The sequence below is a fragment of the Prevotella corporis DSM 18810 = JCM 8529 genome, from assembly GCF_000430525.1.
Lineage (GTDB): Bacteria > Bacteroidota > Bacteroidia > Bacteroidales > Bacteroidaceae > Prevotella > Prevotella corporis.
In genome coordinates, this window is sequence record NZ_AUME01000007.1 from 88,092 (window position 1) to 111,167 (window position 23,076).

A 23,076-nucleotide genomic window follows, 5' to 3' on the forward strand; every position below is an offset into this window, starting at 1 on the left:
AAACAACAGCTGGGAGAATGGGGTGACAACCAACCCAGCCGATGGAACAAACAAAAAATTATGAAAAGAATAGTTGTTTTAGGAGCAGGCGAAAGTGGAGCAGGTGCAGCCGTACTTGCTAAGGCAAAGGGCTTCGACGTGTTCGTTTCGGATATGTCGGCCATTAAGGACAAGTACAAGAAGCTGCTCAACGACCATCACATCCAATGGGAAGAAGGACACCACACTGAGGAAAAAATACTCAGTGCCGACGAGGTCATCAAGAGTCCAGGCATACCGAAGGAAGCCCCGATGATACAGAGGCTTATCAAGCAGGGCACACACATCATCAGCGAGATTGAATTTGCCGGCCGTTACACCAACTCCAAGATGATATGTATCACCGGGAGCAACGGAAAGACAACGACCACAAGCCTCATCTTCCATATATTCAAGGATGCCGGCTACGACGTTGGACTGGCCGGAAACATCGGGAAGAGTCTGGCTTTGCAAATCGCCGAAGAGCCTCATGCCTATTACATCATCGAATTGAGCAGTTTCCAACTCGACAACATGTATGACTTCCATGCCAACATTGCCATATTGCTCAACATCACACCCGACCACCTCGACCGGTACGACTTCAAGTTCGAGAACTATGCCGACGCAAAGATGCGTATCATCCAAAATCAGACGGAGGAGGACAGCTTCATTTATTGGAACGACGATCCTGTCATCAAGAAGGAACTGGAGAAATTCGACGTCCGAGCCGTGCAATACCCCTTCTCTGAACTTAAGGAGAAAGGCTGCATCGGTTATATCGAGGAAGGACAGTACACCATCGAGGAGCCCACTCCTTTCAACATGGAGCAAGAGTCTCTATCGCTGACTGGCAAGCACAACATCTACAACTCGCTGGCAGCCGGTATAGCATCGAACATCAGTGGTATCAAGAAAGAAGACATCCGCAAGAGCCTGAGCAACTTTCCGGGTGTCGAGCACCGCTTGGAGAAAGTGTGCAAAGTGGCTGGAGTGCAATACATCAACGACTCAAAGGCTACCAATGTCGATGCCTGCTGGTATGCACTGGAGAGCATGAGAACCCCGACCATTCTCATTATCGGGGGCAAGGACAAAGGAAACGACTACAGTGCCATCAAAGACCTTGTAAAAGAGAAGTGCGTAGGACTGGTCTATCTGGGAGCCGACAATAAGAAACTACACGACAATTTCGACTCACTCGGCATCCCTGTGCGCGACACCCACTCCATGAAAGAGTGCATAGAGGCTTGCTACGAGATGGCGAAGGCTGGCGACACAGTGCTGCTCAGCCCTTGTTGCGCCAGTTTCGACCTGTTCAAGAACATGGAAGACCGTGGCGAACAGTTCAAGACATTGGTCAGAGCACTGTAGGACCTGAGAAAGAAAATAGGTAAATAAATCCTTATCGACATAAATGAGCAACTGGTCACTTAGCAATATTTTCAAAGGGGACAAAGTAATCTGGATGGTCTTTTTCTTCCTTTGCATGATAAGCATCATTGAGGTTTACTCCGCCTCAAGTTCGTTGTCGTACAAAGGCGGCAACTACTGGAGTCCTATTCTCAAGCATGGCGGCACCTTGTTCCTTGGTGCGTTCATGATGATAGTCGTCATGAACATCAAATGCCGCTACTTCAAGCTGGCAACTCCCATCCTGCTTATGTTCTCGTTCATCACACTCGTTTGGGTGTGGATTGCGGGAGAGACCACCAACGGTGCCAACCGTTGGATAACGTTCATTGGCATACAGTTCCAACCATCAGAAATTGGAAAGGGGGCACTCATGCTGGCCATCTCTCAGATACTCAGTGCCATGCAGACAGACAAGGGGGCTGACAAAAAAGCCTTCCAGTACATCCTTATCGTGTCGGCATTCATTATCATCCCCATCATCTTTGAGAACCTGTCAACAGCAATGCTCATTTCATTTACCGTCATTCTGATGATGTTCGTCGGACGTGTGCCGCTGAAACAGATTGGCAAACTGCTCGGTGTCATTGCGCTGATAGCAGTGTTGGCACTATCGTTGGTCATGCTTGTGGGAAAAAACAATCCACAAGTGAGCACGAAACAGAACCTCACGGAGCAAACCATACAGGAGACAGAGAAGAAAGAAGGATTGGTTGACAAGCTGTTCCACCGTGCCGACACGTGGAAGGCGCGTATCTACAAATTTTTCGACAACACTTATGTTGCCCCGAAGGATTTCGACCTCGACAAGGACGCACAGATAGGGCATGCCAACATTGCCATAGCATCATCGAATGTCGTGGGAAAAGGACCGGGGAACTCCACCGAGCGCGATTTCCTCTCGCAGGCTTTCTCGGATTTCATTTATGCCATCATCATTGAGGAGATTGGCATTGAGGGAGCGGCGCTCGTGGCCCTACTCTACATCGTACTGCTTTTCAGGACGGGAAAGATAGCCAACAAATGCGAGAATTCATTCCCCGCATTCCTCGCCATGGGTATCTCATTTCTACTGGTGACGCAAGCCCTGTTCAACATGGCGGTTGCCGTTGGACTGGCCCCCGTAACCGGACAGCCACTGCCACTGATTAGCAAGGGTGGAACATCGACCATCATCAACTGCATCTATATCGGGGCTCTGCTCAGCATCAGCCGATTTGCCAAACAGCGAAGCGAGGAGAACGACTCGACAAAAACTGACCAGCAATAAGGTGGGAATAGCCACGAATATTGTTCATCGAAATCAGTTACGGCATTGACAACGACTATCCGCATGCCGCTCATGCAACAACCGAACATGCATAGAGAGATCATTGTCGCGCAGGCATTGACAGAATAAAGGAAAAGAGAAAAATGGACAGTCAATCCTTTTAAAATTGAAATTATAACGACCTGTAAATCAACAGTGTAAAAATTCAAATCTAAAAGCTGACCTTTTGCAACATGAAAGCTGACCTTTTGAGCAACAATCGATGACCTTTTGGTTCTCGGAAGATAATGAAAGGGAAGTCCGTTGTGAAATTATTTTACAATGACCGCTCAAAAAATCAAGAAGAGAGGCAGAACTTTAGACTAATGAGGTTTCTGGCATCAGATTTGGGTTAAAAAGGTCTGAAAATTAGAAAAAGAGAAAAAAAATGATTAACTTTGTCAGTTAATAGATAAGTACAATGGACGAAGGGTTAAGAATCATTATCAGCGGAGGCGGAACTGGCGGACACATTTTTCCCGCCATATCAATTGCCAACGCCATCAAAGCTAAACATCCAGATGCTAAAATACTCTTTGTAGGAGCAGAAGGGCGAATGGAAATGCAGCGAGTACCTGCTGCCGGATATGAAATCAAGGGCCTGCCCATCAAGGGTTTCAACAGGGCCAACAAACTAAAGAACTTCAGCGTTCTGATAAAACTTTGGAAAAGTCTCAGACTTGCCAGGAAAATCATTAAGGAATTCAATCCGCAAGCTGCCGTAGGAGTGGGTGGATATGCCAGTGGTGCTACCCTTTACGAATGCTCAAAGATGAGCATTCCTTGTCTGATTCAGGAGCAAAACTCATACGCTGGGGTAACCAACAAGTTGCTTGCCAAGAGGGCGCAGAAAATTTGCGTGGCCTACGAGGGTATGGAACGTTTCTTCCCAGCCGACAAAATTATCATGACGGGCAATCCGGTACGGCAAAACGTACTGGAGTCGCCACTCGATCAGGAAGAAGCGCGCAAGAGTTTCGGGCTGAGTCCGACAAAAAAGACCATACTTCTGGTAGGGGGAAGCCTCGGAGCACGAACTATCAACCGCTCAATCATGGAGCATCTTGACTTGGTGGAGAAGTCTGACGCACAATTCATTTGGCAAACGGGCAAGTTCTATCACCAAAGCATCGTTGATGCCATAAAGGGCAAGGAACAACCCAACCTGAAGGTGATGGACTTCATCAGCGATATGGGGACGGCCTACAAGGCTGCCGACCTGATTATCAGTCGTGCCGGAGCAAGTTCCATCAGCGAATTTCAGCTCATCGGCAAACCGGTAATTCTCGTCCCCAGCCCCAACGTGGCCGAAGACCACCAGACCAAGAACGCCATGGCGCTCGTCAACAAGGAAGCAGCTCTGTATGTCAAGGATGCTGACGCACCAAACACATTGCTTTCGCTGGCGCTTCGCACCATCGCCGACGACAAAAAACTAAAAAGTCTGAGTGAAAACGTGAAAAAAATGGGGCTGAAAGATTCAGCCGACATCATTGCCGACGAGGTGATGCGTCTGATAAAATAATTGGAACAATGGAACTCAAAGATATAAAAGCCGTTTATTTCGTAGGAGCTGGGGGCATAGGCATGAGTGCGATAGCCCGCTATTTCCGCCAGAAAGGGCTCGTGGTAGGAGGATACGACAAGACACCATCCGACCTTACACGACGATTGGAAGAAGAAGGCATACGTCTGCACTACGAGGAGGACGTCAATCAGATACCCGAAGAATGCAAACTGAAGGAATCTACACTCGTCATCTACACGCCAGCCATTCCCGCAACACACAAGGAACTTGCTTTTTTCCGTGAGAATGGATTTGAAATCGAGAAGCGTGCACAGGTGTTGGGCAGACTGACACAGACCCACAAGGGGCTATGCTTTGCCGGAACACACGGCAAGACCACCACTTCGACGATGTGCGCACACATCATGCACCAGAGTCATCTTGACTGCAACGCCTTCCTCGGTGGCATATCAAAGAATTATGGCACCAACTACATCTTGTCAGACAAGAGCGATTACGTGGTGATTGAGGCCGACGAGTTCGACCGATCGTTCCATTGGCTACGGCCCTGGATGAGCGTTATAACATCGACCGACCCCGACCATCTGGACATCTACGGAACAAAAGAGGCTTACCTTGAGAGCTTCCGCCACTACACTGAGCTGATTCAACCTGGAGGAGCCTTGGTCATCCACAAGGATTTGGAGATGCGACAGAACGTGCAGCAAGGCGTAACAGTGTATGAATACAGCCGGCACGAAGGAGATTTCCATGCCGACAACGTGAGAATAGAAAACGGAACGATTCACTTTGACTTCGTTTCGCCCGTCGAGAATGTAGCCGACATAGAGCTGGGACAGCCCGTTCCCATCAACATCGAGAACAGTGTGGCGGCTATGGCTCTGGCCCAACTTAACGGATGCTCTGCCGACGAGCTGCGTAACGGAATGAGGACATACGCAGGGGTTGACCGCCGCTTCGACTTTAAAATCAAAAACGACCGGCATGTGTTCCTGTCCGACTACGCACACCACCCGAAAGAAATACTGCAGAGTGCCAAAAGCCTCAAGGAGATATACCCCAACCGTAAGGTAACGGTTATCTTCCAACCTCATTTATACACCCGAACGCGAGACTTCTATCAAGAATTCGCCGACGCTCTAAGCCATTTCGACGAGGTGGTGCTCACCGAAATCTATCCGGCACGTGAAGAACCCATCCCGGGAGTTAGCTCGGCGCTCATCTTCGAGAACCTGAAAGAGGGAGTTGAGCGTAGGATGATATTGAAAGACGAAGTCATCGACTTTGTAAAAGAACACGACTTCGATGTACTTGTGGTACTGGGCGCTGGCAATTTGGACAACTATGTCCCTGAAATTGCCGAAATCCTAAAAGGAAAAGAATAGAAAATGCGCATTCATTGGAAGAAGATCATCATCTGCATACTGGACGTCGTCCTGGCATTCTATCTGGTCATGGCTATCACATCTTGGAATACGCCAGACAAAAGCAACCGTGTGTGCACGAAAGTGGATATTAACATCTCCGACTCCAATAACGCAGGATTCCTCAGCGCTGAGGAAATAAAGCAAATTCTCGTAAAAGAACAGCTCTATCCGCTCAACAAGCAAGTGAAATTCATTGAACCACGGAAAATCGAGGAAGCACTGAAGGTAGGGCCATTCGTGAACACCGCACAATGCTATGTCACCGAAAACGGGCACGTGAACATTAATATCTCACAGCGAATGCCAATAGTCAGAATCAAAAGCAGTAAGGGCGACGACTATTACCTTGACGACAACGGTGGAATATTGCCCAACTCGAAATACACAAGCGACTTGATTATCGCCTCAGGAAACATCAACCAGTGGTTTGCACATTACGGAATTGCTCCACTTGCGAAATCGATCAGCAAGTCACAATTCTGGCTTAACCAAATAGAACAAATCAATGTGCTCGCCGACAGAGGTATAGAGCTGGTGCCAAGAGTGGGCGACCACATCCTCTTCATAGGCTATCTACCCATGAAGAAGAACAAAGCAGAGAATGAAGCGGCAATAGACGAGTTCGTTCAGAGAAAACTCACCCGACTGGAGAAGTTCTATCGCTATGGACTCTCACATGCGGGGTGGAACAAATACTCATACATCAACGTGGAGTTCGACAACCAAATCATCTGTAAACGTAAGCCTTCCACAAACGAAAGCCAAGAGGAAGCAGTGGCAGAAGAGTATCAAAACGAAGCAACAGAATAAAAGAAGAAAAAAATATTTACGTGTATGGCAGAATTCATTGTAGCCATTGAACTGGGCTCATCAAAGATTACAGGAATCGCCGGCAAGAAAAACCTTGACGGAAGTATCTCTGTGAATGCCGTTGTCAAGGAAAACGCCTCGCAATGCATCCGCAAGGGCGTAGTCTATAACATCGACAAGACAGGGCAGTGCTTAACCAATATCATCACAAAACTCAAGAAACAACTGAAACACGAGATCTCTCATGTTTACGTAGGTGTCGGAGGACAGTCTATTCGCAGCGTGAAGAATGTCATTGTCAAAGAACTCCCTGGCGAGACGATCATCACCAGCGATATGATCAATGAGCTGATGGACGCCAATCGCAACATGACCTACCAAGAACAGGAGATTCTTGATGCCGCCACACAGGAATATAAGGTTGACAACCAATACTCCATCGACCCCGTGGGCATCAAGGCCAACCATCTGGAAGGCAACTTCCTGAACATACTTTGGCGCAAGTCGTTCTACGACAACCTGAACAATTGTTTCGAAAAAGCAGGCATTGCAATCGCGGAGATGTACCTTGCGCCACTCGCTTTGGCAGACAGCGTGCTGACAGAGGCCGAGAAACGCGGTGGATGCGTGCTCGTTGACCTTGGCGCTGATACGACAACCATATCTGTCTATTACAAGAACATCCTCCGTCATTTGGCCGTCCTACCACTCGGCTCTGCCAATATAACCAAGGATATTGCCAGTTTGCAGCTGGAAGAAAAAGATGCCGAAGCCATGAAGCTGAAGTATGCGAGCGCTTACACCGACAACAACGAAATCGACAATAACCTCAGCTATCCCCTTGACGCAGATAGAACAATCGAAAGCCGCAAGTTCATCGAGATTGTAGAAGCCCGCGTGGAGGAAATCATTGAGAATGTAATCTACCAGATTCCCCCAGAGTTCATAGACAAGCTCTTAGGTGGTTTCATTCTGACTGGCGGCGGCTCGAATTTGCGGAACATCGAACGTGCCTTCCGCAACCATACACACGTAAACAAGATAAGGATTGCGCAGTTCGTATCACACACCATCACCTCAGGCGATGCCGACATCAATGCGAAGAACGGAACAATGAACACCATTCTGGGATTGTTGGCAAAGGGAGACATGAACTGCGCCGGTGCTGAAATCAATCCTGACAAGTCGCTCTTTGAGGAAAACAAGACAACCACCTCAAGCACGACCGACATTCACCAAACCCCTCGCAAGCCAACCGAAATAGGACAGGGAGTCGTCCTGACAGCAGCCGAGAAAGAAAAGGCAGAGGCCGAGAGACGCAGACTGGAAGAGGAGGAACGCAAGCGCAGGGAAGAAGAGGAAGAGAGAATCAGACAGGAAGAGGAAGAAAAGCGAAAGAACAGCTTCTGGGGCAAGTTGAGCCGCAAAATCAAAGACTTTAGCGGTTCTATCCTCGAACCCGAAGATTAATGATTGCAGAAAGATTGGTAAAGAAAGAACATAAGAAAGGAAATACTGTTATGGCAGACAACAATAATAGAATGGAGATTCTCGATTTCGGCGAACCTGAACAGAACAGCATCATTAAGGTTATCGGAGTCGGTGGTGGAGGTGGCAATGCCGTCAACCACATGTACAAGGAGGGTATCCACGAAGTGACATTCGTACTATGCAACACCGATGCCCAGTCGCTCAACGATTCACCTGTGCCCGTCCATCTTCAGTTGGGCAAAGAGGGCCTCGGCGCAGGCAACAAACCTGCTAAGGCGAAGGAAGCAGCCGAAGAAACACTCGACGATATCAAGAAAATGCTCAACGATGGGACCAAGATGGCATTCATCACCGCAGGAATGGGCGGAGGAACCGGTACGGGAGCAGCCCCCGTCATTGCACGGTTGAGCAAGGAACTGGGAATCCTCACAGTCGGAATCGTCACCATTCCCTTCCGCTTCGAGGGCGACAAGAAAATCGACCAGGCACTCGACGGCGTAGAAGAAATGTCGAAACACGTTGACGCACTTTTGGTTATCAATAACGAGCGCCTTCGCGAAATCTATCCAGAGATGAGCGTCCTCGATGCCTTCGGAAAGGCAGACGACACACTAAGCATTGCTGCGAAGAGCATTGCTGAAATCATCACCGTCCACGGTCTTATCAACCTCGACTTCAACGACGTTAGGACAGTTTTGAAAGACGGTGGCGTAGCCATCATGAGCACAGGCTATGGCGAAGGCGAAGGCCGCGTGAAGCAAGCTATTGAAGATGCACTCAACTCACCGTTGCTCAACGACAACGACATATACAACTCAAAGAAAATATTGCTTTCCATCAATTTCAGCAGCGACAACACTGAGAATGCGGGACTGACAATGGAGGAAATGAACGACGTCAACGAGTTTATGGAACGCTTCAGTGGCGGATTTGAACTGAAATGGGGACTTGCACTCGCCCCAGAGCTCGACAAGAAGGTGAAAGTGACCATCCTTGCCACTGGCTTCGGTATCGAAGATGTTGACGGAATGGGAAGCCACCTGCTCAAGCATTCACAAGAAGAAGCCGCTCGCATAGCCGAGGAGGAGGAGCGCAATGCCGAACGCCGCGACCGCCGTGAGCGTTACTACAAGGACAACAACAACTCACAATACAAGCGCCGTCCGCACATCTACCTTTTCTCACCTGACGACCTCGACAACGAAGACATCATCCTCGCAATCGAGAACACTCCGACCTACAAGCGCACCAAACAGATGATAAAAGAGTTGAAGGCAGCGCCTGAAAAGACGGAGGACGAAAGTCAAGGCGAAATGGTTCAAGGCACCATCAGCTTCACTTAATCAAAAATAAAGACAAGAAACTAATACTCAAGGGGATGTGTCGAACCGACATATCCCCTTGATTTGTATAGCCACCAGCCCCAAAAAACACTTCGACTACAATCTTTTCCATCACCTTATTTGACAAATACCGCAGGATAGTACAGCAACAGTGCCAATTCGGCCAAAAAGTCATTACCTCTGAGCTGATGACACGTGGCATGAGAAATTCACTCCCCTACCCCGACAAATAAGCTATCGCACCATCGGAATCCGCCATTAATACCTTTGCTGATTTCATTTGATTGCCAAACAGCTTGTTTGTTGTTCTTCTGAAGACGTAGCGGACTACAGCGAGAGAAAGCAAAAGGAGAGTTTCTGACAGCCGAATGAAAGCAGTCAGAAGGCCTATTATCATCGTCTAAATCCTGAAAATACGATCAGACAAAAGATGTCGGATGATAAAAGGTCAGCTATCGCCAAGCAAAAGGTCAGCTTTTACAATCCAAAAGCTTAGGTTTTGCAATCCCCTTTGTATAATATTGAATTACTGAAAGTTACAAAAGCAGTGGCATCTACTTTTTAATAAGTCTTTCCAACACAGTGATTTCACGCAAAAACTTCTTTCAAGATTTTAAAACTTTGCAGTTCAGGCATATTAGGCACGTGCAACCGATAGTAACGCAGTGCCAGTTCGGTGAACCGATTGCGGTCTGTGTGCGATAGTTTGAAGAGCTGCATCGTCTCATAGTCCATTCTCATCAACTGATTTACTCGGCTGGCATCCAACGGTTCAAGAAAATCGGAATGCAAAGGCGCCACTCCCACAAAGCAACCATTACGCAAATCAAAGTAACAATCTGGCTCATATTCATTCAGATTGGGATAAAAGCCGATGAAACGGCTCAAGCGCATCATGAAAACAAGATGGAAATTGGCATAGTTCGACACCGAACCGTCGAGCCATTGCAAGCTGGTGACAATGTAATTGAATAAGGATCGATTCTCCTGCTCGCCCTTTGTCACGTGAAAAAGGAACTCCGAGAGAAACAACATGACACTCGATTTAACAGGATCGATGGGAATGGACAAATAAGGCAGTGCTATCCTGACATCCTTGATATGCTGAAGATTAGCCTTTTGCCGGTAGTCGAATTCGATATCCAACACCGTCATGGGCTGAAAAAACTGCTTCTTCACCTTTGCCTTTGATGTTTTGGGAAGGCGCACCATAAAAGACAGACGCCCCCACACATCGGTGAGAACCTCGACAATCAGCGACGAGTCGCCAAACTTGATTTGATGCAATACAATTGCACTCGATTTTGTCAGCATAATTATGGATTGGCATACAAAAGTACAAAAATATCTACTCATTTGAAAAAATAACCGCTAAAATTTGGATGATTGAAATAAATCAACTACCTTTGCACCCGCAAATCAAAAGCATGGTCCCTTCGTCTATCGGCTAGGACACAAGATTTTCATTCTTGCAAGAGGGGTTCGATTCCCCTAGGGACTACGAAACAAATAATAAGAGAACGTAAAGATGGCAAATCACAAATCATCACTTAAAAGAATCCGCCAGGACAAGGCTAAGTCGCTGCACAACAAATATTATGCAAAGACAATGCGCAATGCGGTTCGTAAACTGCGCGCTATTTCAGATAAAGACGAGGCTATTAAGCTTTACCCTTCAGTGCAGAAGATGCTTGACAAACTTGCTAAGACCAATATCATTCACAAGAAAAAGGCAGCAAACCTGAAGTCAGGCCTATGTAAGCACATTGCCGCATTGGGCTAATAGGCTCTACAGTCATAGCTAATAAAGAATAATGAAGGTCGTAATCCAGATGGATTATGACCTTTTCCATTTGGAATTTGACAAGAAGGCATTATCATCAGACACCTCATTAACCACCACAGCATATCCACCAATGAATCTTCAAGTATCTGCAATTTAACAATACGTTAAACTCGACAAGAAGATTTACAACCTTTCCAAAATCAGCACATGCCCCAATGAGCTATTTGGGTTAATAAAAAAAGCCGTTATTTATCCTTGATTTATTTCTATAATTCAAGGATTTTTTGTATCTTTGCCTATCAATATTCTAAAGAGAAAATGGCAGATATTATAGAAAACGAGAACAATTACTCGGCCAGCAACATTCAAGTGCTCGAAGGACTTGAAGCAGTGCGCAAACGCCCAGCCATGTATATTGGCGATATAAGCGAAAAAGGTCTCCACCATCTTATCAACGAAACAGTAGATAACTCCATCGACGAAGCGATGGCAGGTTATTGCAGCCACATCGAAGTGACCATCAACGAAGACAATTCCGTTACCGTTGAGGACGACGGACGCGGTATTCCAGTTGACGAACACGAGAAACTGCACAAGAGTGCACTTGAAGTCGTTATGACAGTGCTCCATGCCGGCGGTAAGTTCGACAAGGGTTCCTACAAGGTCAGCGGAGGTTTGCACGGTGTCGGCGTAAGTTGTGTGAACGCCTTGTCTTCTCACATGATGTCTCAAGTTTACCGTGAAGGCAAAATCTACCAACAAGAATACGAACAGGGCAAGCCTCTCTATCCAGTAAAGATTGTCGGTTCAACCGACAAAACGGGTACACGCCAACAGTTCTGGCCAGACAAGACCATCTTTACGACCACCATTTACCAGTGGGACATTGTAGCACGGCGCATGCGTGAGCTGGCTTTCCTAAACGCTGGAATCAAAATCACACTGACAGACCTCCGCCCTGACGAAAACGGAAAGACCCGTCAGGAAGTGTTTCATGCCAAAGAAGGATTGAAGGAGTTCGTGAGATACGTTGATCGCCACCGTACCCACCTTTTTGACGACGTCATTTACCTAAAGACCGAAAAGCAAGGCATCCCCATTGAGGTTGCAATCATGTACAACACTGATTACAACGAGAACATCCACTCTTACGTAAACAACATCAACACCATAGAGGGCGGAACCCATCTCACTGGTTTCCGCGCCGCACTGACCCGTACCCTGAAGTCTTATGCCGACAACGACCCTCAAATATCCAAGCAGATAGAGAAGGCAAAGATTGAGATTACGGGCGAGGACTTCCGCGAAGGGTTGACCGCAGTGATTTCAATCAAGGTCGCTGAGCCACAATTCGAGGGCCAGACCAAGACCAAATTAGGAAACAGCGAGGTTTCAGGAGCTGTCCAACAGGCCGTGGGCGAGGCGCTATCCTACTACCTTGAGGAGAACCCCAATGAGGCAAAGCTGATTTGCGACAAGGTAATACTGGCTGCCACAGCACGTATTGCAGCGCGCAAGGCCCGCGAGAGCGTACAGAGGAAGAACGTTATGACGGGCGGAGGACTTCCGGGAAAGCTGGCCGACTGCTCTAACAAAGACCCAAAGGAATGTGAAATTTTCCTCGTCGAGGGTGATTCAGCCGGTGGTTCGGCAAAGCAAGGTCGCGACCGTTACACACAGGCGATTCTCCCACTGCGCGGTAAGATTCTCAATGTTGAGAAAGTGCAGCGCCACCGTGTATTTGAGGCAGAGTCTGTGATGAACATCATCCAGTCGATTGGTGTCCGTTTCGGCGTGGAAGGCGAAGGCGATTTCGAAGCCAACACCGAGAAACTTCGCTACGACAAGATAATCATCATGACCGATGCCGATGTCGATGGCTCTCACATCGACACGCTGATTATGACTCTGTTCTACCGCTACATGCCAAAAGTCATCGAAGAAGGGCATCTGTACATCGCCACTCCACCACTCTATAAATGTACTTATAAGAAGATAAGCGAGTACTGCTACACCGAACAGCAGCGTCTTCAGTTCATCGACAAGTATGGAAACGGCGTCGAAGACGGAAAGACAATCCACACACAGCGCTACAAAGGTTTGGGAGAAATGAACCCAGAGCAACTTTGGGAAACGACAATGAACCCCAAAACCCGTCTTCTCAAGCAGGTTACCATCGAGAACGCCACTGTTGCCGACGAGATTTTCTCCATGCTGATGGGAGATGACGTTGAGCCACGTCGCGAATTTATCGAAGAAAACGCTACTTATGCCAATATCGACGCATAAGCTGTCCGACTGGGCTTGACCAGCTGACAACAACATAACAATCCCCTTTCAGAAAGAAGGCCAAGAAGCAAAGATTACCGACTCACATCGTTCTGCGCTGACACCTCTTACTGAAAGGGGATTTTTCATTGTCACTCCTACCCCAAGACATAGATTACCGAACTGCCAAACCACTTTGAGAAAGGTCCTGTTTTCAATCTTTTCTATGCTCAAAGAAGATGATTGATAAAGGAACGTGTAACCAACTGATTCTTTGAACATTAGAAAAGTTAAAGCAAAAGCTCACCTATGGTCGTTCAAAAGCATATCTTTTGAACGGTCGAAGGTGAGCTTTTAGTTTGCCATAGCTGACCTTTTTGCAGAGCAAAGTTCAGAGTGATGTGACAAGAGACGGGCATTCAGACAAAAAGACCAATCAATATTAGTATAAAGGGAATAGTTTTATTCAAAATTCAGTAAACTTATCAAGATGTTCCCGATAAGCTAATCTTCATCCGATAACAATGTTTGTAGCGTAAATTGTCTATTTTTCCTCATAAATTGTTCGTTTTTTACAAATAAATCTGTAAATTTGCAATCGAATACATGTAAATTAACCGAATTAAACTTATGAGAGAAATTTATGTGGAAATGGTAAAAAGGGAATTTCCCTTAGGCTACAATGTTGACGATGAGTTCCTTCTGTACGACAGTTCAACAGGTATTCCCGTGCTGCAAGAGACCTCACGCTTGAAATGTCTGGTCCTCGCTCTCTGCACAGATGGTGAAATAAGCTACACAGTTGACACAGAGCAGTACGTTGCCAGTGCTGGCGACATTCTGATTGCCAACGAAGGGCAGGTTGTAGGCGACTATTGGGCCAGGCCAAACACAAAGGGCGTGATGCTGATTGTGTCTAACAATTTCTTCCAAGATATCGTGAGCGGCATCAGCGACTTGTCAACCTTGTTCCTATTTGCACGCCGGCATCCCGTCTTTCATCTTGAGCAGAAACTTGTCAAGGAGCTGATAACATACAGCGAGAGCATCAAGCACAAGATAAACGACACTTCCCATAAGTTCAGACGTGAGTTGGTAGCCACCATTCTCAAGGTTCTCATCTATGACATGTCGAATGTCATCTACAGTGTACAGCACATTCAGAAACAAGGAAAGACCAGAGCAGAAGTCATTTTCTCAGAGTTCATCAAGCTGGTGGAGAAGGATTTCCGCAAACAACGTCGCTTAGGATGGTACGCCGAGCAACTTTGCATCACGCCGAAATACCTCTCCGAAACCGTCAAGGGTGTCAGTAAACGCACCCCCAGCGACTGGATAGACTACTATGTCATGCTCGAAATACGGGTGATGCTCAAGAACAGCAAGATGAGCATTAAGCAGATTGCCGAAGAACTCAACTTCCCCAACCAGAGTTCGCTCGGAAAATACTTCAAGGAACACTACGGAACAAATCCCTCTCACTTCAGAAGGAGTTAAGAAAGGGCCATCTACAAAGTCCTCAACCGCAAGCTATCTGAGTAGCACTCGTCAGGCTGCTTGCGGTTTTCGGTTTACTATTGATGGATAACGAATGGATTTGAGCTAATCAAACAGCACAGTCGAAGCCCGCATCAGGGGATGGTTGCAGCGGATTCAATATCTGGTCGGCCACCGATTCCAACTCACAGTACCATGCTTCGCCGAACTTACGAATGAGAGGAGCTTTCAAAAACTTATAGACTGGCAAATCCAACTCCTGACCTTTTTTCACCGCAGCCTTGCAAACATCCCAGCGATGATAGTTGATGCCAGTGAGACCATTGTCGAATTGTTTCACTCGAATCGGATAAAGCGCACACGAAAGCGGTTTCACAAATGCCGTCTTGCCAGCCCTGAACGAGCGTTCCAAGGCACAAAGGCAACAATCCTTCTCATAACAGGTAAAGACACAGTCCTTTCCGTTGACAATACTTGTCACCAAATCGCCCTCCTCGTCAGTATAAGCCACGCCCTGCTGGTCGATAACGGACTGTGACGAGGCATTCAAATCACTCCATACGACATCAAGAGCTTCCTCGATTGCCCCTATTTCATCAAGAGTGACAGGCGCACCAGCATCACCCTCAACGCAACAGATACCCTTACAGGCATCAAGATCACAACAAAATTTCTCCGTAAATATGTCTGGCGAGACAAGTACGTCGCCTATCTGCAAGATAGGCATCATCGATGTTCTACTCATTAGCGTAACTTACACGTAAAAACAGAAAGGAAAGCTGTCTGCTTTTTAAACGGTGCAAAGTTACAATAAAGAGGGAAAAAATTGCAAAAGTTATCTGATTTTTTATCAATCAGTATTGAAAAATAATTCGTTCGCCCTACCATTTAATGGGCATAAGTCCATTTTCTTCCAAATAAGCATTGCAACGTGAGAACTGATGCTGACCAAACCAACCGCCACGGTTAGCCGACAGGGGCGAGGGATGTACCGATTCCAATATACAATGCCGAGTGCTGTCAATCAGATACTTCTTGGAACGGGCAAAGCCTCCCCAGAGCATGAACACAAGATGATCACGATTCGCACTGAGAGCCTTGATGGCAGCATCGGTGAAAGTTGCCCATCCCAACCGTTGATGGCTATTGGCCATGTGCGCCCGGACAGTAAGTGTGGCATTGAGCAAGAGTATTCCTTGTTCAGCCCATCGGGTAAGGTCGCCCGACTTCTGAACTGTCACACCAAGATCCTGTTCAATCTCCTTGTAGATATTGATGAGCGACGGTGGCATGGCTATCCCCTCAGGCACGGAAAAGCTCAATCCCATGGCCTGACCTGGCTCATGATAAGGGTCTTGACCAAGAATCACTACCTTAGCCCTGTCGAATGGACAGAGATTGAAGGCATTGAATATCAATTTTCCTGGCGGATAGCACGTCGTTTGCCGATATTCTGCACGCACACTGTCAGTCAATTGGTGGAAATAAGGTTTCCCAAATTCAGCCCGAAGTTGCTGTTTCCACGATCCTTCGATTGCAACCATCATCAGTCAGTTGGTAAAAAAGACAGCCCCATCAGAGTTTTGTAACTGACAGGGCTGTTCTGTTAGTGAATTATTTATCCTCTATCAGGCATTCGCCCGTCATTGCTTCCGGTTGTTCCAATCCCATAATGTGCAGGATTGAGGGAGCCACGTCGGCCAGACGGCCAGGCTTCACGCGTGCAGAGTTGTTGTCTGTCACATAGATGAATGGCACTGGGTTCAGCGAATGGGCAGTATTTGGGGTTCCATCCTCATTAAGCGCATTATCGGCATTGCCGTGATCGGCTATGATAATTGCCTCATAATCGTTCGACTTAGCAGCCTCTATAACTTCCCTCACACAATTATCAACGGCATAAACGGCCTTTGCTATCGCATTCATCACACCAGTGTGGCCCACCATGTCACCATTGGCAAAATTGACAACGATGAAGTCATACTTGTTTGTATTGATAGCCTCCACCAGTTTGTCCTTTACTTCGTAGGCACTCATCTCTGGTTTGAGGTCGTAGGTAGCCACTTTTGGCGAGGCCACAAGGATACGGTCCTCCCCTTCGTAAGGTTCCTCACGGCCACCGTTGAAGAAGAATGTCACATGGGCGTACTTTTCTGTCTCGGCAGTGTGAAGTTGCTTCTTGCCCAGCGAGCTGAGGTATTCGCCCAGCGTATTGGTCACGTTCTCCTTGGGGAACAAAATATGCACGTTCTTGAAGTTGGCATCGTATGGAGTCATGCAATAATACTGCAAATCCTTGATGGTGCTCATGCCTTCCTCTGGCATATCCTGTTGCGAAAGAACAGTTGTTAATTCCTTAGCACGGTCGTTTCGGAAGTTGAAGAAGATGACCACGTCACCCTCCTTGATGGTTCCGTCAACTGTAGAGTTGTTGATGGGCAGGATAAACTCATCGGTGACATCGCTGGCATAGCTTTCTTCCACGGCCTTCACCATGTCGTCAGCCTGTTTTCCCTTGCCTTCTACGAGCAGGTCGTAAGCCTCTTTCACTCGATTCCAACGCTTGTCGCGGTCCATGGCATAAAACCTGCCGATGATGGAAGCGATATGCGCTCCATTGGCATCGCAAACTTTCTGTATATCCTTCACAAAGCCAGCCCCGCTCTTCGGATCGGTGTCGCGACCGTCCATGAAACAATGCACGTAAACGTCGTTCAGGCCGTACTCCTTGCCTATTTCTATGAGTTTGAAGAGATGATCGAGAGACGAGTGTACACCGCCGGTAGAAGTCAGCCCCATCAAGTGAAGCTTCTTGCCCGTCTTTTGGGCATAGCTGTAGGCATTGATGATTTCGGGATTCTTGAGAATATCGCCGTTCTGACATGCCTTATTGATTTTTACGAGATCCTGATAGACAATGCGTCCGGCACCGATATTAAGATGCCCCACTTCGGAGTTACCCATCTGTCCGTCGGGCAAGCCGACGTTTTCGCCTGACGCTTGCAGGCAAGAATGTGACGAAACTGCATTCAGATAGTCGAGGTAAGGGGTCGGTGTGTTAAAGATGACGTCGCCCTTGCCATGTTTTCCGAGTCCCCATCCATCGAGGATCATCAGAAGTGCTTTTTTTGCCATAATTACTTTATTCCTTTCTTAATACCTATTTTAGGTTACAAAGATACTGAAAAAGAGCCAACTGACAAAGAAAAAGCCGAAGGAAAAAGTTGACCGCTGAGGACTGGTTGTCGCAAAGGGCATGAATCGTTGTCAATGACTCGGCCACGACTGGCTGACGATTAGCAATGCTGGCTGGTCTGACAGTCTTCGCACTACCCTTTCGCAAATGTCACGAGTGCTGACAGCCACCCGTTTTTTTAAGATTATTCTACCATACATTGTAGAAAGCTAAGCTTCGGAGTTGTCGAAGGTCACCTATCGTCTTGTCATAGCTGACCTTTTGAAGTGCGAAAGGTGACCTTTTACAATACCGATGATAATTATATGATTATCAATGGGTTAGAAACAGAACATAAAAACGCGAATTGTCATTTTTTTTCACCATAACTGAAAACGAACAACAATAGGAAACCAGCAGCGCACAGGCTTACCTCCTTGCCGGCCAGGGATGAAGCGTGGGAATTGGCGCACCAACTTCAGGACCTCCACCTCATAAGGAGCATCGGTGCGCCGGAGCAACGTTGGACAGGTCAGACTTCCATCGGGTTCTACCACCACTCTCACCACAATGCGCCAAATGGCACAGCAGTCAATAGCATGGGTGGGCCACTGCAGATGTTCGATGATGAATTTGTCCATCGCCAGCCTCCCTCCAGGAAACCGAGGCATCTCATCGCATAGGGTGAATATCGGCTCCGAGTGGGTGGAAGTCGATCCACTGAACGGCACCGTCACAGCGGCATTCACATTGACGCCCAAATAACGCTGGCCGTTGATTTGACTCTCCTGCCACGGATAAACCGCAATCAAGGCATTGGAAATAAGCGATTTGACACTGTCCTCCTCGGCTTTGGACAGCGTATCGGAGCCTAAACGGAGGATAGACACACGGCACGAGTCGGCAAACTGGCGACAGCTGCTCGGAAATAACTGTATTTTGGTGACAATACGCTTGCCCTTTAAATTGGGGAACATGGCCAAAGGCAAGAAACGCCCTATCGAATCAGAATTCAAAACCTGACGGAGGGTGTAGCCGGGGTATATCTTATTGTGGTAGGGCTTTCGTCCAACCACTTTCCCACGCTCAACCTTCAACACCACTTCGTTCTCATAATTACGCTCGAAGCCGTAATGTATATAACGGAGTAATTTGCCATCAGCTATCCGCAAATCGTCGGTGACCCACGAAGCCACCACCCTTCCATTGCGCAGATATCGTCTGAAAATTCTGTTGAACGACTTGTTGTCCAGCCGCCTATGGCGTCCTTTCAGCTGATAAACCACACTGTCGAGCAAAAGGCGGTCGTTTTCGATTGACCAATATCCCGTAAATCCATCCCAATTGGCTGTTGACCAGCCATAATCTTTAGGCAAACGGTGGCGCACTTTCGCCCTCAAGATGGCATCAAAGGAAATGGGACGAGCCAAGAGTTGCCACGTTTTGCCTTCGTAACGGACGACATCGGCCGACTGTCCGGTTGCAAATAAGAAGGGCGTTTGCAAGAAAAGCACACACAGTAACAAAAATCTGTATCGCATAATTGTTTGGTTATTGAGGGTTATTTTTTATCTTCTATCAAGCTGAACAGTATCGCTTACATTGGCCAAGACACGAATCCACACTCTTGCCAGCGACAGACTGGCATGCTTGGACTGATGTGCCAACAAAGTTACGATAATTATGTTAAATATACTCATTGCCTCACGCTTTTGATTGTTTGGTTGAAGCATTACGTTTTTTAAACTAAAAGTCGTGCCAAGGCTTAAATGCAGTCACCTCGCCACGACTTTATGAAATGCAGATGACAATTATTGGAACTTTTGTCAATGCAAAGATAATTCTCAAGAAACAATTATGCAACACCGCCAATGGCACTGACACAAAAGCGAATCGTACACTACTGTCTATCAACCACTTGTCTATTTCTCAATCTGATTTCTGACACAAGTTATATTTGGCTGTTTGACAGATAATTAATATCTTTGCCCTTGAGATGAAAAAAATAACAGGAATAGTAATTGTGGCTTTTGCATTGGCAGCCTGCAAGCCGTCGAATGCCCCGAAATATCCGGCTGGAGCTGATGGCATCACCCGGATGCGGCTCGACAGCGCACGATATTTCATGGACCGACACAACACCCGACGGGCGATGATTCAGCTGAAAGCCGCCGAGAAACATCTGCCAGAGGTGAATGAGGATTCTCTGAAATTCGTCACTTACTTAAGTATTGCCCAAATCAACGCACAAAACGGTGCCTACAAGATGGCCCTCACATACTACTTGGGTGCTGAAAAGCATGCCAACGACGTGAAAAGGAGTCACAGACTGGCCGACGTGTTTCTGGGAAAGGCGGCGGTGTACAACCAAATGGGAATGAGCGACACTGCAAGTCTGTGGGTAAAGAAGGCCGAAAAGTTCAGACCACGTATCAGAAAAGACCAGGAAAGATATATAGAAACACTGAAGAAACGCATACAAAACAAGCAAATTTTGGCGGTTTCATCGGATAAAGACGTCGAAATAGTGCAGATTCAGAACCGGTACGAAACAACGCTCGCACAGCGTGACGCACTCGAACAACGATTGTACTTTTCGTATGCAATCATCGCTCTGCTGCTCTTGACGGCCGGAATCATCGTCTGGTTCAGGTATCGGATGAGACAACAACTCGGCAGATTCAGACTTCGGCTGAGGGAAATAGAGCAGAACATACAGGGAGTACTACTGCAAAAGAATGCCACTATTGAGGAAATGAAAGCCAGAATTGACGATGGAATGGCGGAAATTGAGCAATTGAAGGGCAATATACACGGCAATGCCGAAAATATGAAAACGCCCGAATCCATCGAACAAATCAAGTTGGGAATAAACACGCTATACACCATCTCGAAAGGTGGCAACCTTTCGCAGATGGGAAAGAAGGAGCAACAGGCTCTGATGGCGGTAATGAGAAACATAAACTACGACTTGGCTTGCATGTTGAACCATCCCCGATATGCGCTTACACCGAAAGAGACTTTCTATTGTATCATGGAGTACAATGGGAAAACAGAAGAGCAGAAAGCCGAAGCCTTCTGCTGTAGCAACCAAGCCATACGCTCCATCAAGAGTAGGCTCAGCAAAAAGATGGACATAGGGATGCTTAGATTCAATACAAATCATTAAGTCAAAATCGGTTATTGGCGCCTTTGTTGATTATATTTGATTACCGCACAGTCTTTTTTGCCGTCTTTCATGAGGAGGTATCGAGATAAGGCAAGAGAGAACAGCAAGAAAGCTGCTGACAAAGCAATTCAAATCAGTCAAGAAACAACATTGTCATCATTTCATTGTGAGACTGTACCCGAACGACCTATGAGGATAAAATATAGGAATCTATTGCCAATCAGCCCTGTAAGAACTACAACAAAGCATAGATAAGATAAAGCCAATGGGCTGTCAAGGCCGCTGCCAGTCCGCCGATGGTATGGGAAAGGATGGCCTTCGATGTCAGTTCGCGATACCCTATCGTGTCGAGCATTGCCGTATGGGTGCTGAGGAATCCACTCCAACACATGCCAATACCTGTGAACACGGCAATGGCATTACCATCAATCCAGCCCTGTGCCACAAAATTGGGAACTAAACTCAATGCGGCACCTACAGCTCCAAGAGCGGTAATGGGGAAGGCGACCTGATGTGGGTCAGAGAATCCAAACAGTGGCTCAAGCAACCAATTGAGCTTGTTGGCCACCTCTGGCAAAATGGCAATTCCCTCATAGGCTTTTCCCGTGAAGCTGCCATCGGCACTCGGTCCGAAAGTAAGAATCATAACGAGCGTGGAGATTATCAGCACTCCGGGAATGATAGATACTCCTACTTCCACTCCTGACTTTCCGCCATCGAGCAACGAGTTGAGAGTGCGGAGAAATACTGACTTTTCCTCCTCATGTTCGACACGCTGTACCTGTTTGGCAAAATGTTCAGAGGCAAGCGCATCCTCGGTTCTGTACTGTGGGTACGACTTGAGAACAAAATACTGCATACATCTTGTTGACACAATGCACCCTATGCACGCACCGAAGAAACCCAACAGAGGCTCAAAAAAATAGCCATGCCCAAGCATGAACACAATAACGATGAGCCCCATACCAAAGGCTGTTCCGAAATTGGTGAGCGAAATATACTGAAACTTTTTAAAATAACCACTGAAATGCTTATCCTGCGCAAGGGTGATGATGGCAGGATTGTCGGAAAGGAATGTCAGGACCGCTCCTAACGATGCCACACCAGGCAGTCGGAACAAAGGACGCATAAGCGGACGGAGTAATTTCTCTATCAAATCCACTACCCCAAACTCAACAAAGAGTTTGCCCAGCGCTCCCGTGAGCACACAGATGGCCATCAGATAAAAACATGTGTTGAGCAACAGATCGTGAGCCGTGTGCATAATGGTGTTCAACATTGGGGCAACGCCCATCACCCAGCCGATTCCACCGAAAAGGGCTATGATAATCAACAGACACAACACACCATTGGGAAGGATTCCCTTGCTGGTTTTAGACTTCTCGCCTTGCTTGAAATTATCTTTCGAGTTTGAGTTTTCCATAAGTAGTTTTTAAATCGGCGATAAAATTAATAGATTTTTTATTAATACGCAATTTTTTTCAAGACATTTTTGCTCGTAGAGTCAACCAGCAAGTGCAAAATTACAAAACGTGTTTGAAGAACTCGCACTTAGGTGTAGAAAAGTTTAATTTTTCTCTCGGTCTTTCGTTCAATTTCTTTTGTATCGACATAATTCTCTTGTCTGTGTAATGTTCAAACGAATCCTTTTTCGGTATATATTGTCTGATTAGTTTATTTGTATTCTCAATCGCTCCCTTTTGCCAAGAACAATATGGATCAGCGAAGTATACGGGCACGCCTAAGAACTTGGTAATGTCCTTATGTGCTGCAAATTCAGGTCCGTTGTCTGTTGTAATGGTCTTCAGACAGTCCTTGTATGGTAGCAGCAGTTTCCTAACT

General features: G+C 47.0%; 20 protein-coding genes and 1 tRNA gene. 13 read left to right on the plus strand and 8 right to left on the minus strand.

The annotated features are described in order from the left end of the window. The first annotated feature begins 60 nt into the window (after positions 1 to 60). The 7 genes from murD (at position 61) to ftsZ (ending at position 9,339) form a co-directional block, all read left to right on the plus strand. Complete coding sequence (murD, locus tag H515_RS0102210; RefSeq protein WP_025875040.1) at positions 61 to 1,392, plus strand: UDP-N-acetylmuramoyl-L-alanine--D-glutamate ligase; 1,332 nt, start codon at positions 61 to 63, stop codon at positions 1,390 to 1,392. A 43-nt stretch (positions 1,393 to 1,435) separates the two neighbouring features. After that, on the plus strand, positions 1,436 to 2,701 hold the full coding sequence (locus tag H515_RS0102215) for an FtsW/RodA/SpoVE family cell cycle protein (RefSeq protein WP_025875039.1): 1,266 nt from the start codon (positions 1,436 to 1,438) through the stop codon (positions 2,699 to 2,701). Positions 2,702 to 3,161: 460 nt separating this feature from the next. Further along, a complete protein-coding gene (gene murG, locus H515_RS0102220; RefSeq protein WP_025875038.1) occupies positions 3,162 to 4,265 on the plus strand; it encodes an undecaprenyldiphospho-muramoylpentapeptide beta-N-acetylglucosaminyltransferase in 1,104 nt (367 codons plus the stop codon). 8 nt (positions 4,266 to 4,273) lie between these two features. After that, complete coding sequence (murC, locus tag H515_RS0102225) at positions 4,274 to 5,653, plus strand: UDP-N-acetylmuramate--L-alanine ligase (RefSeq protein WP_028901525.1); 1,380 nt, start codon at positions 4,274 to 4,276, stop codon at positions 5,651 to 5,653. A gap of 3 nt (positions 5,654 to 5,656) precedes the next feature. After that, complete coding sequence (locus tag H515_RS0102230) at positions 5,657 to 6,505, plus strand: hypothetical protein (protein ID WP_025875037.1); 849 nt, start codon at positions 5,657 to 5,659, stop codon at positions 6,503 to 6,505. Between the two features lie 24 nt (positions 6,506 to 6,529). Next, positions 6,530 to 7,975, plus strand: a complete 1,446-nt coding sequence (gene ftsA / locus H515_RS0102235; RefSeq protein WP_025875036.1) for a cell division protein FtsA — start codon at positions 6,530 to 6,532, stop codon at positions 7,973 to 7,975. A gap of 50 nt (positions 7,976 to 8,025) precedes the next feature. Beyond that, positions 8,026 to 9,339 (plus strand): cell division protein FtsZ, encoded by a 1,314-nt coding sequence (gene ftsZ / locus H515_RS0102240; protein WP_025875035.1) that lies wholly within the window; start codon positions 8,026 to 8,028, stop codon positions 9,337 to 9,339. A gap of 588 nt (positions 9,340 to 9,927) precedes the next feature. Here ftsZ and recO read toward each other — a convergent pair. After that, complete coding sequence (gene recO / locus H515_RS0102250; RefSeq protein ID WP_025875031.1) at positions 9,928 to 10,653, minus strand: DNA repair protein RecO; 726 nt, start codon at positions 10,651 to 10,653, stop codon at positions 9,928 to 9,930. A gap of 115 nt (positions 10,654 to 10,768) precedes the next feature. Here recO and H515_RS0102255 point away from each other — a divergent pair. The 5 genes from H515_RS0102255 to H515_RS0102270 all read left to right on the plus strand — a co-directional run bounded on the left by H515_RS0102255 (position 10,769) and on the right by H515_RS0102270 (position 14,890). After that, positions 10,769 to 10,840 (plus strand) — tRNA-Glu (locus H515_RS0102255). 27 nt (positions 10,841 to 10,867) lie between these two features. Next, positions 10,868 to 11,122 (plus strand): 30S ribosomal protein S20, encoded by a 255-nt coding sequence (gene rpsT / locus H515_RS0102260; RefSeq protein ID WP_025875030.1) that lies wholly within the window; start codon positions 10,868 to 10,870, stop codon positions 11,120 to 11,122. Positions 11,123 to 11,153: 31 nt separating this feature from the next. Continuing rightward, a complete protein-coding gene (locus H515_RS15180) occupies positions 11,154 to 11,282 on the plus strand; it encodes a hypothetical protein (protein WP_262499219.1) in 129 nt (42 codons plus the stop codon). Between the two features lie 161 nt (positions 11,283 to 11,443). Continuing rightward, entirely contained in the window at positions 11,444 to 13,414 is a 1,971-nt protein-coding gene (gene gyrB, locus H515_RS0102265) for a DNA topoisomerase (ATP-hydrolyzing) subunit B (protein ID WP_025875029.1), read from the plus strand. A 609-nt stretch (positions 13,415 to 14,023) separates the two neighbouring features. Further along, positions 14,024 to 14,890 carry a helix-turn-helix domain-containing protein gene (locus H515_RS0102270; RefSeq protein WP_036890555.1) on the plus strand — a complete coding sequence of 289 codons (867 nt, stop codon included), beginning with the start codon at positions 14,024 to 14,026 and terminating at the stop codon, positions 14,888 to 14,890. A 109-nt stretch (positions 14,891 to 14,999) separates the two neighbouring features. Here the strand turns inward: H515_RS0102270 and H515_RS12830 are convergent, their stop codons facing one another. The 5 genes from H515_RS12830 to H515_RS15185 form a co-directional block, all read right to left on the minus strand. Continuing rightward, positions 15,000 to 15,635, minus strand: a complete 636-nt coding sequence (locus tag H515_RS12830; RefSeq protein ID WP_025875027.1) for a DUF3109 family protein — start codon at positions 15,633 to 15,635, stop codon at positions 15,000 to 15,002. A gap of 136 nt (positions 15,636 to 15,771) precedes the next feature. Beyond that, on the minus strand, positions 15,772 to 16,437 hold the full coding sequence (gene ung, locus H515_RS0102280; RefSeq protein WP_025875026.1) for a uracil-DNA glycosylase: 666 nt from the start codon (positions 16,435 to 16,437) through the stop codon (positions 15,772 to 15,774). Positions 16,438 to 16,504: 67 nt separating this feature from the next. Beyond that, positions 16,505 to 18,025 carry a 2,3-bisphosphoglycerate-independent phosphoglycerate mutase gene (gene gpmI / locus H515_RS0102285; protein WP_025875025.1) on the minus strand — a complete coding sequence of 507 codons (1,521 nt, stop codon included), beginning with the start codon at positions 18,023 to 18,025 and terminating at the stop codon, positions 16,505 to 16,507. 420 nt (positions 18,026 to 18,445) lie between these two features. After that, complete coding sequence (locus tag H515_RS0102290; protein WP_025875024.1) at positions 18,446 to 19,606, minus strand: energy transducer TonB; 1,161 nt, start codon at positions 19,604 to 19,606, stop codon at positions 18,446 to 18,448. A gap of 27 nt (positions 19,607 to 19,633) precedes the next feature. Beyond that, positions 19,634 to 19,765: a hypothetical protein gene (locus H515_RS15185; RefSeq protein ID WP_262499218.1), complete on the minus strand. Its 132-nt coding sequence runs from the start codon at positions 19,763 to 19,765 to the stop codon at positions 19,634 to 19,636. 296 nt (positions 19,766 to 20,061) lie between these two features. Between H515_RS15185 and H515_RS0102295 the strand changes: the two genes are divergently transcribed. Then, entirely contained in the window at positions 20,062 to 21,234 is a 1,173-nt protein-coding gene (locus H515_RS0102295; protein ID WP_036890551.1) for a hypothetical protein, read from the plus strand. Between the two features lie 235 nt (positions 21,235 to 21,469). Here H515_RS0102295 and H515_RS0102300 read toward each other — a convergent pair whose 3' ends face one another. Both H515_RS0102300 and H515_RS0102305 read right to left on the minus strand, forming a co-directional pair. Further along, on the minus strand, positions 21,470 to 22,657 hold the full coding sequence (locus H515_RS0102300) for a nucleoside recognition domain-containing protein (protein WP_025875022.1): 1,188 nt from the start codon (positions 22,655 to 22,657) through the stop codon (positions 21,470 to 21,472). A gap of 100 nt (positions 22,658 to 22,757) precedes the next feature. Continuing rightward, positions 22,758 to 23,076 (minus strand): IS30 family transposase (locus tag H515_RS0102305; protein WP_028901526.1); only part of this gene is annotated, 319 nt, incomplete at its 5' end.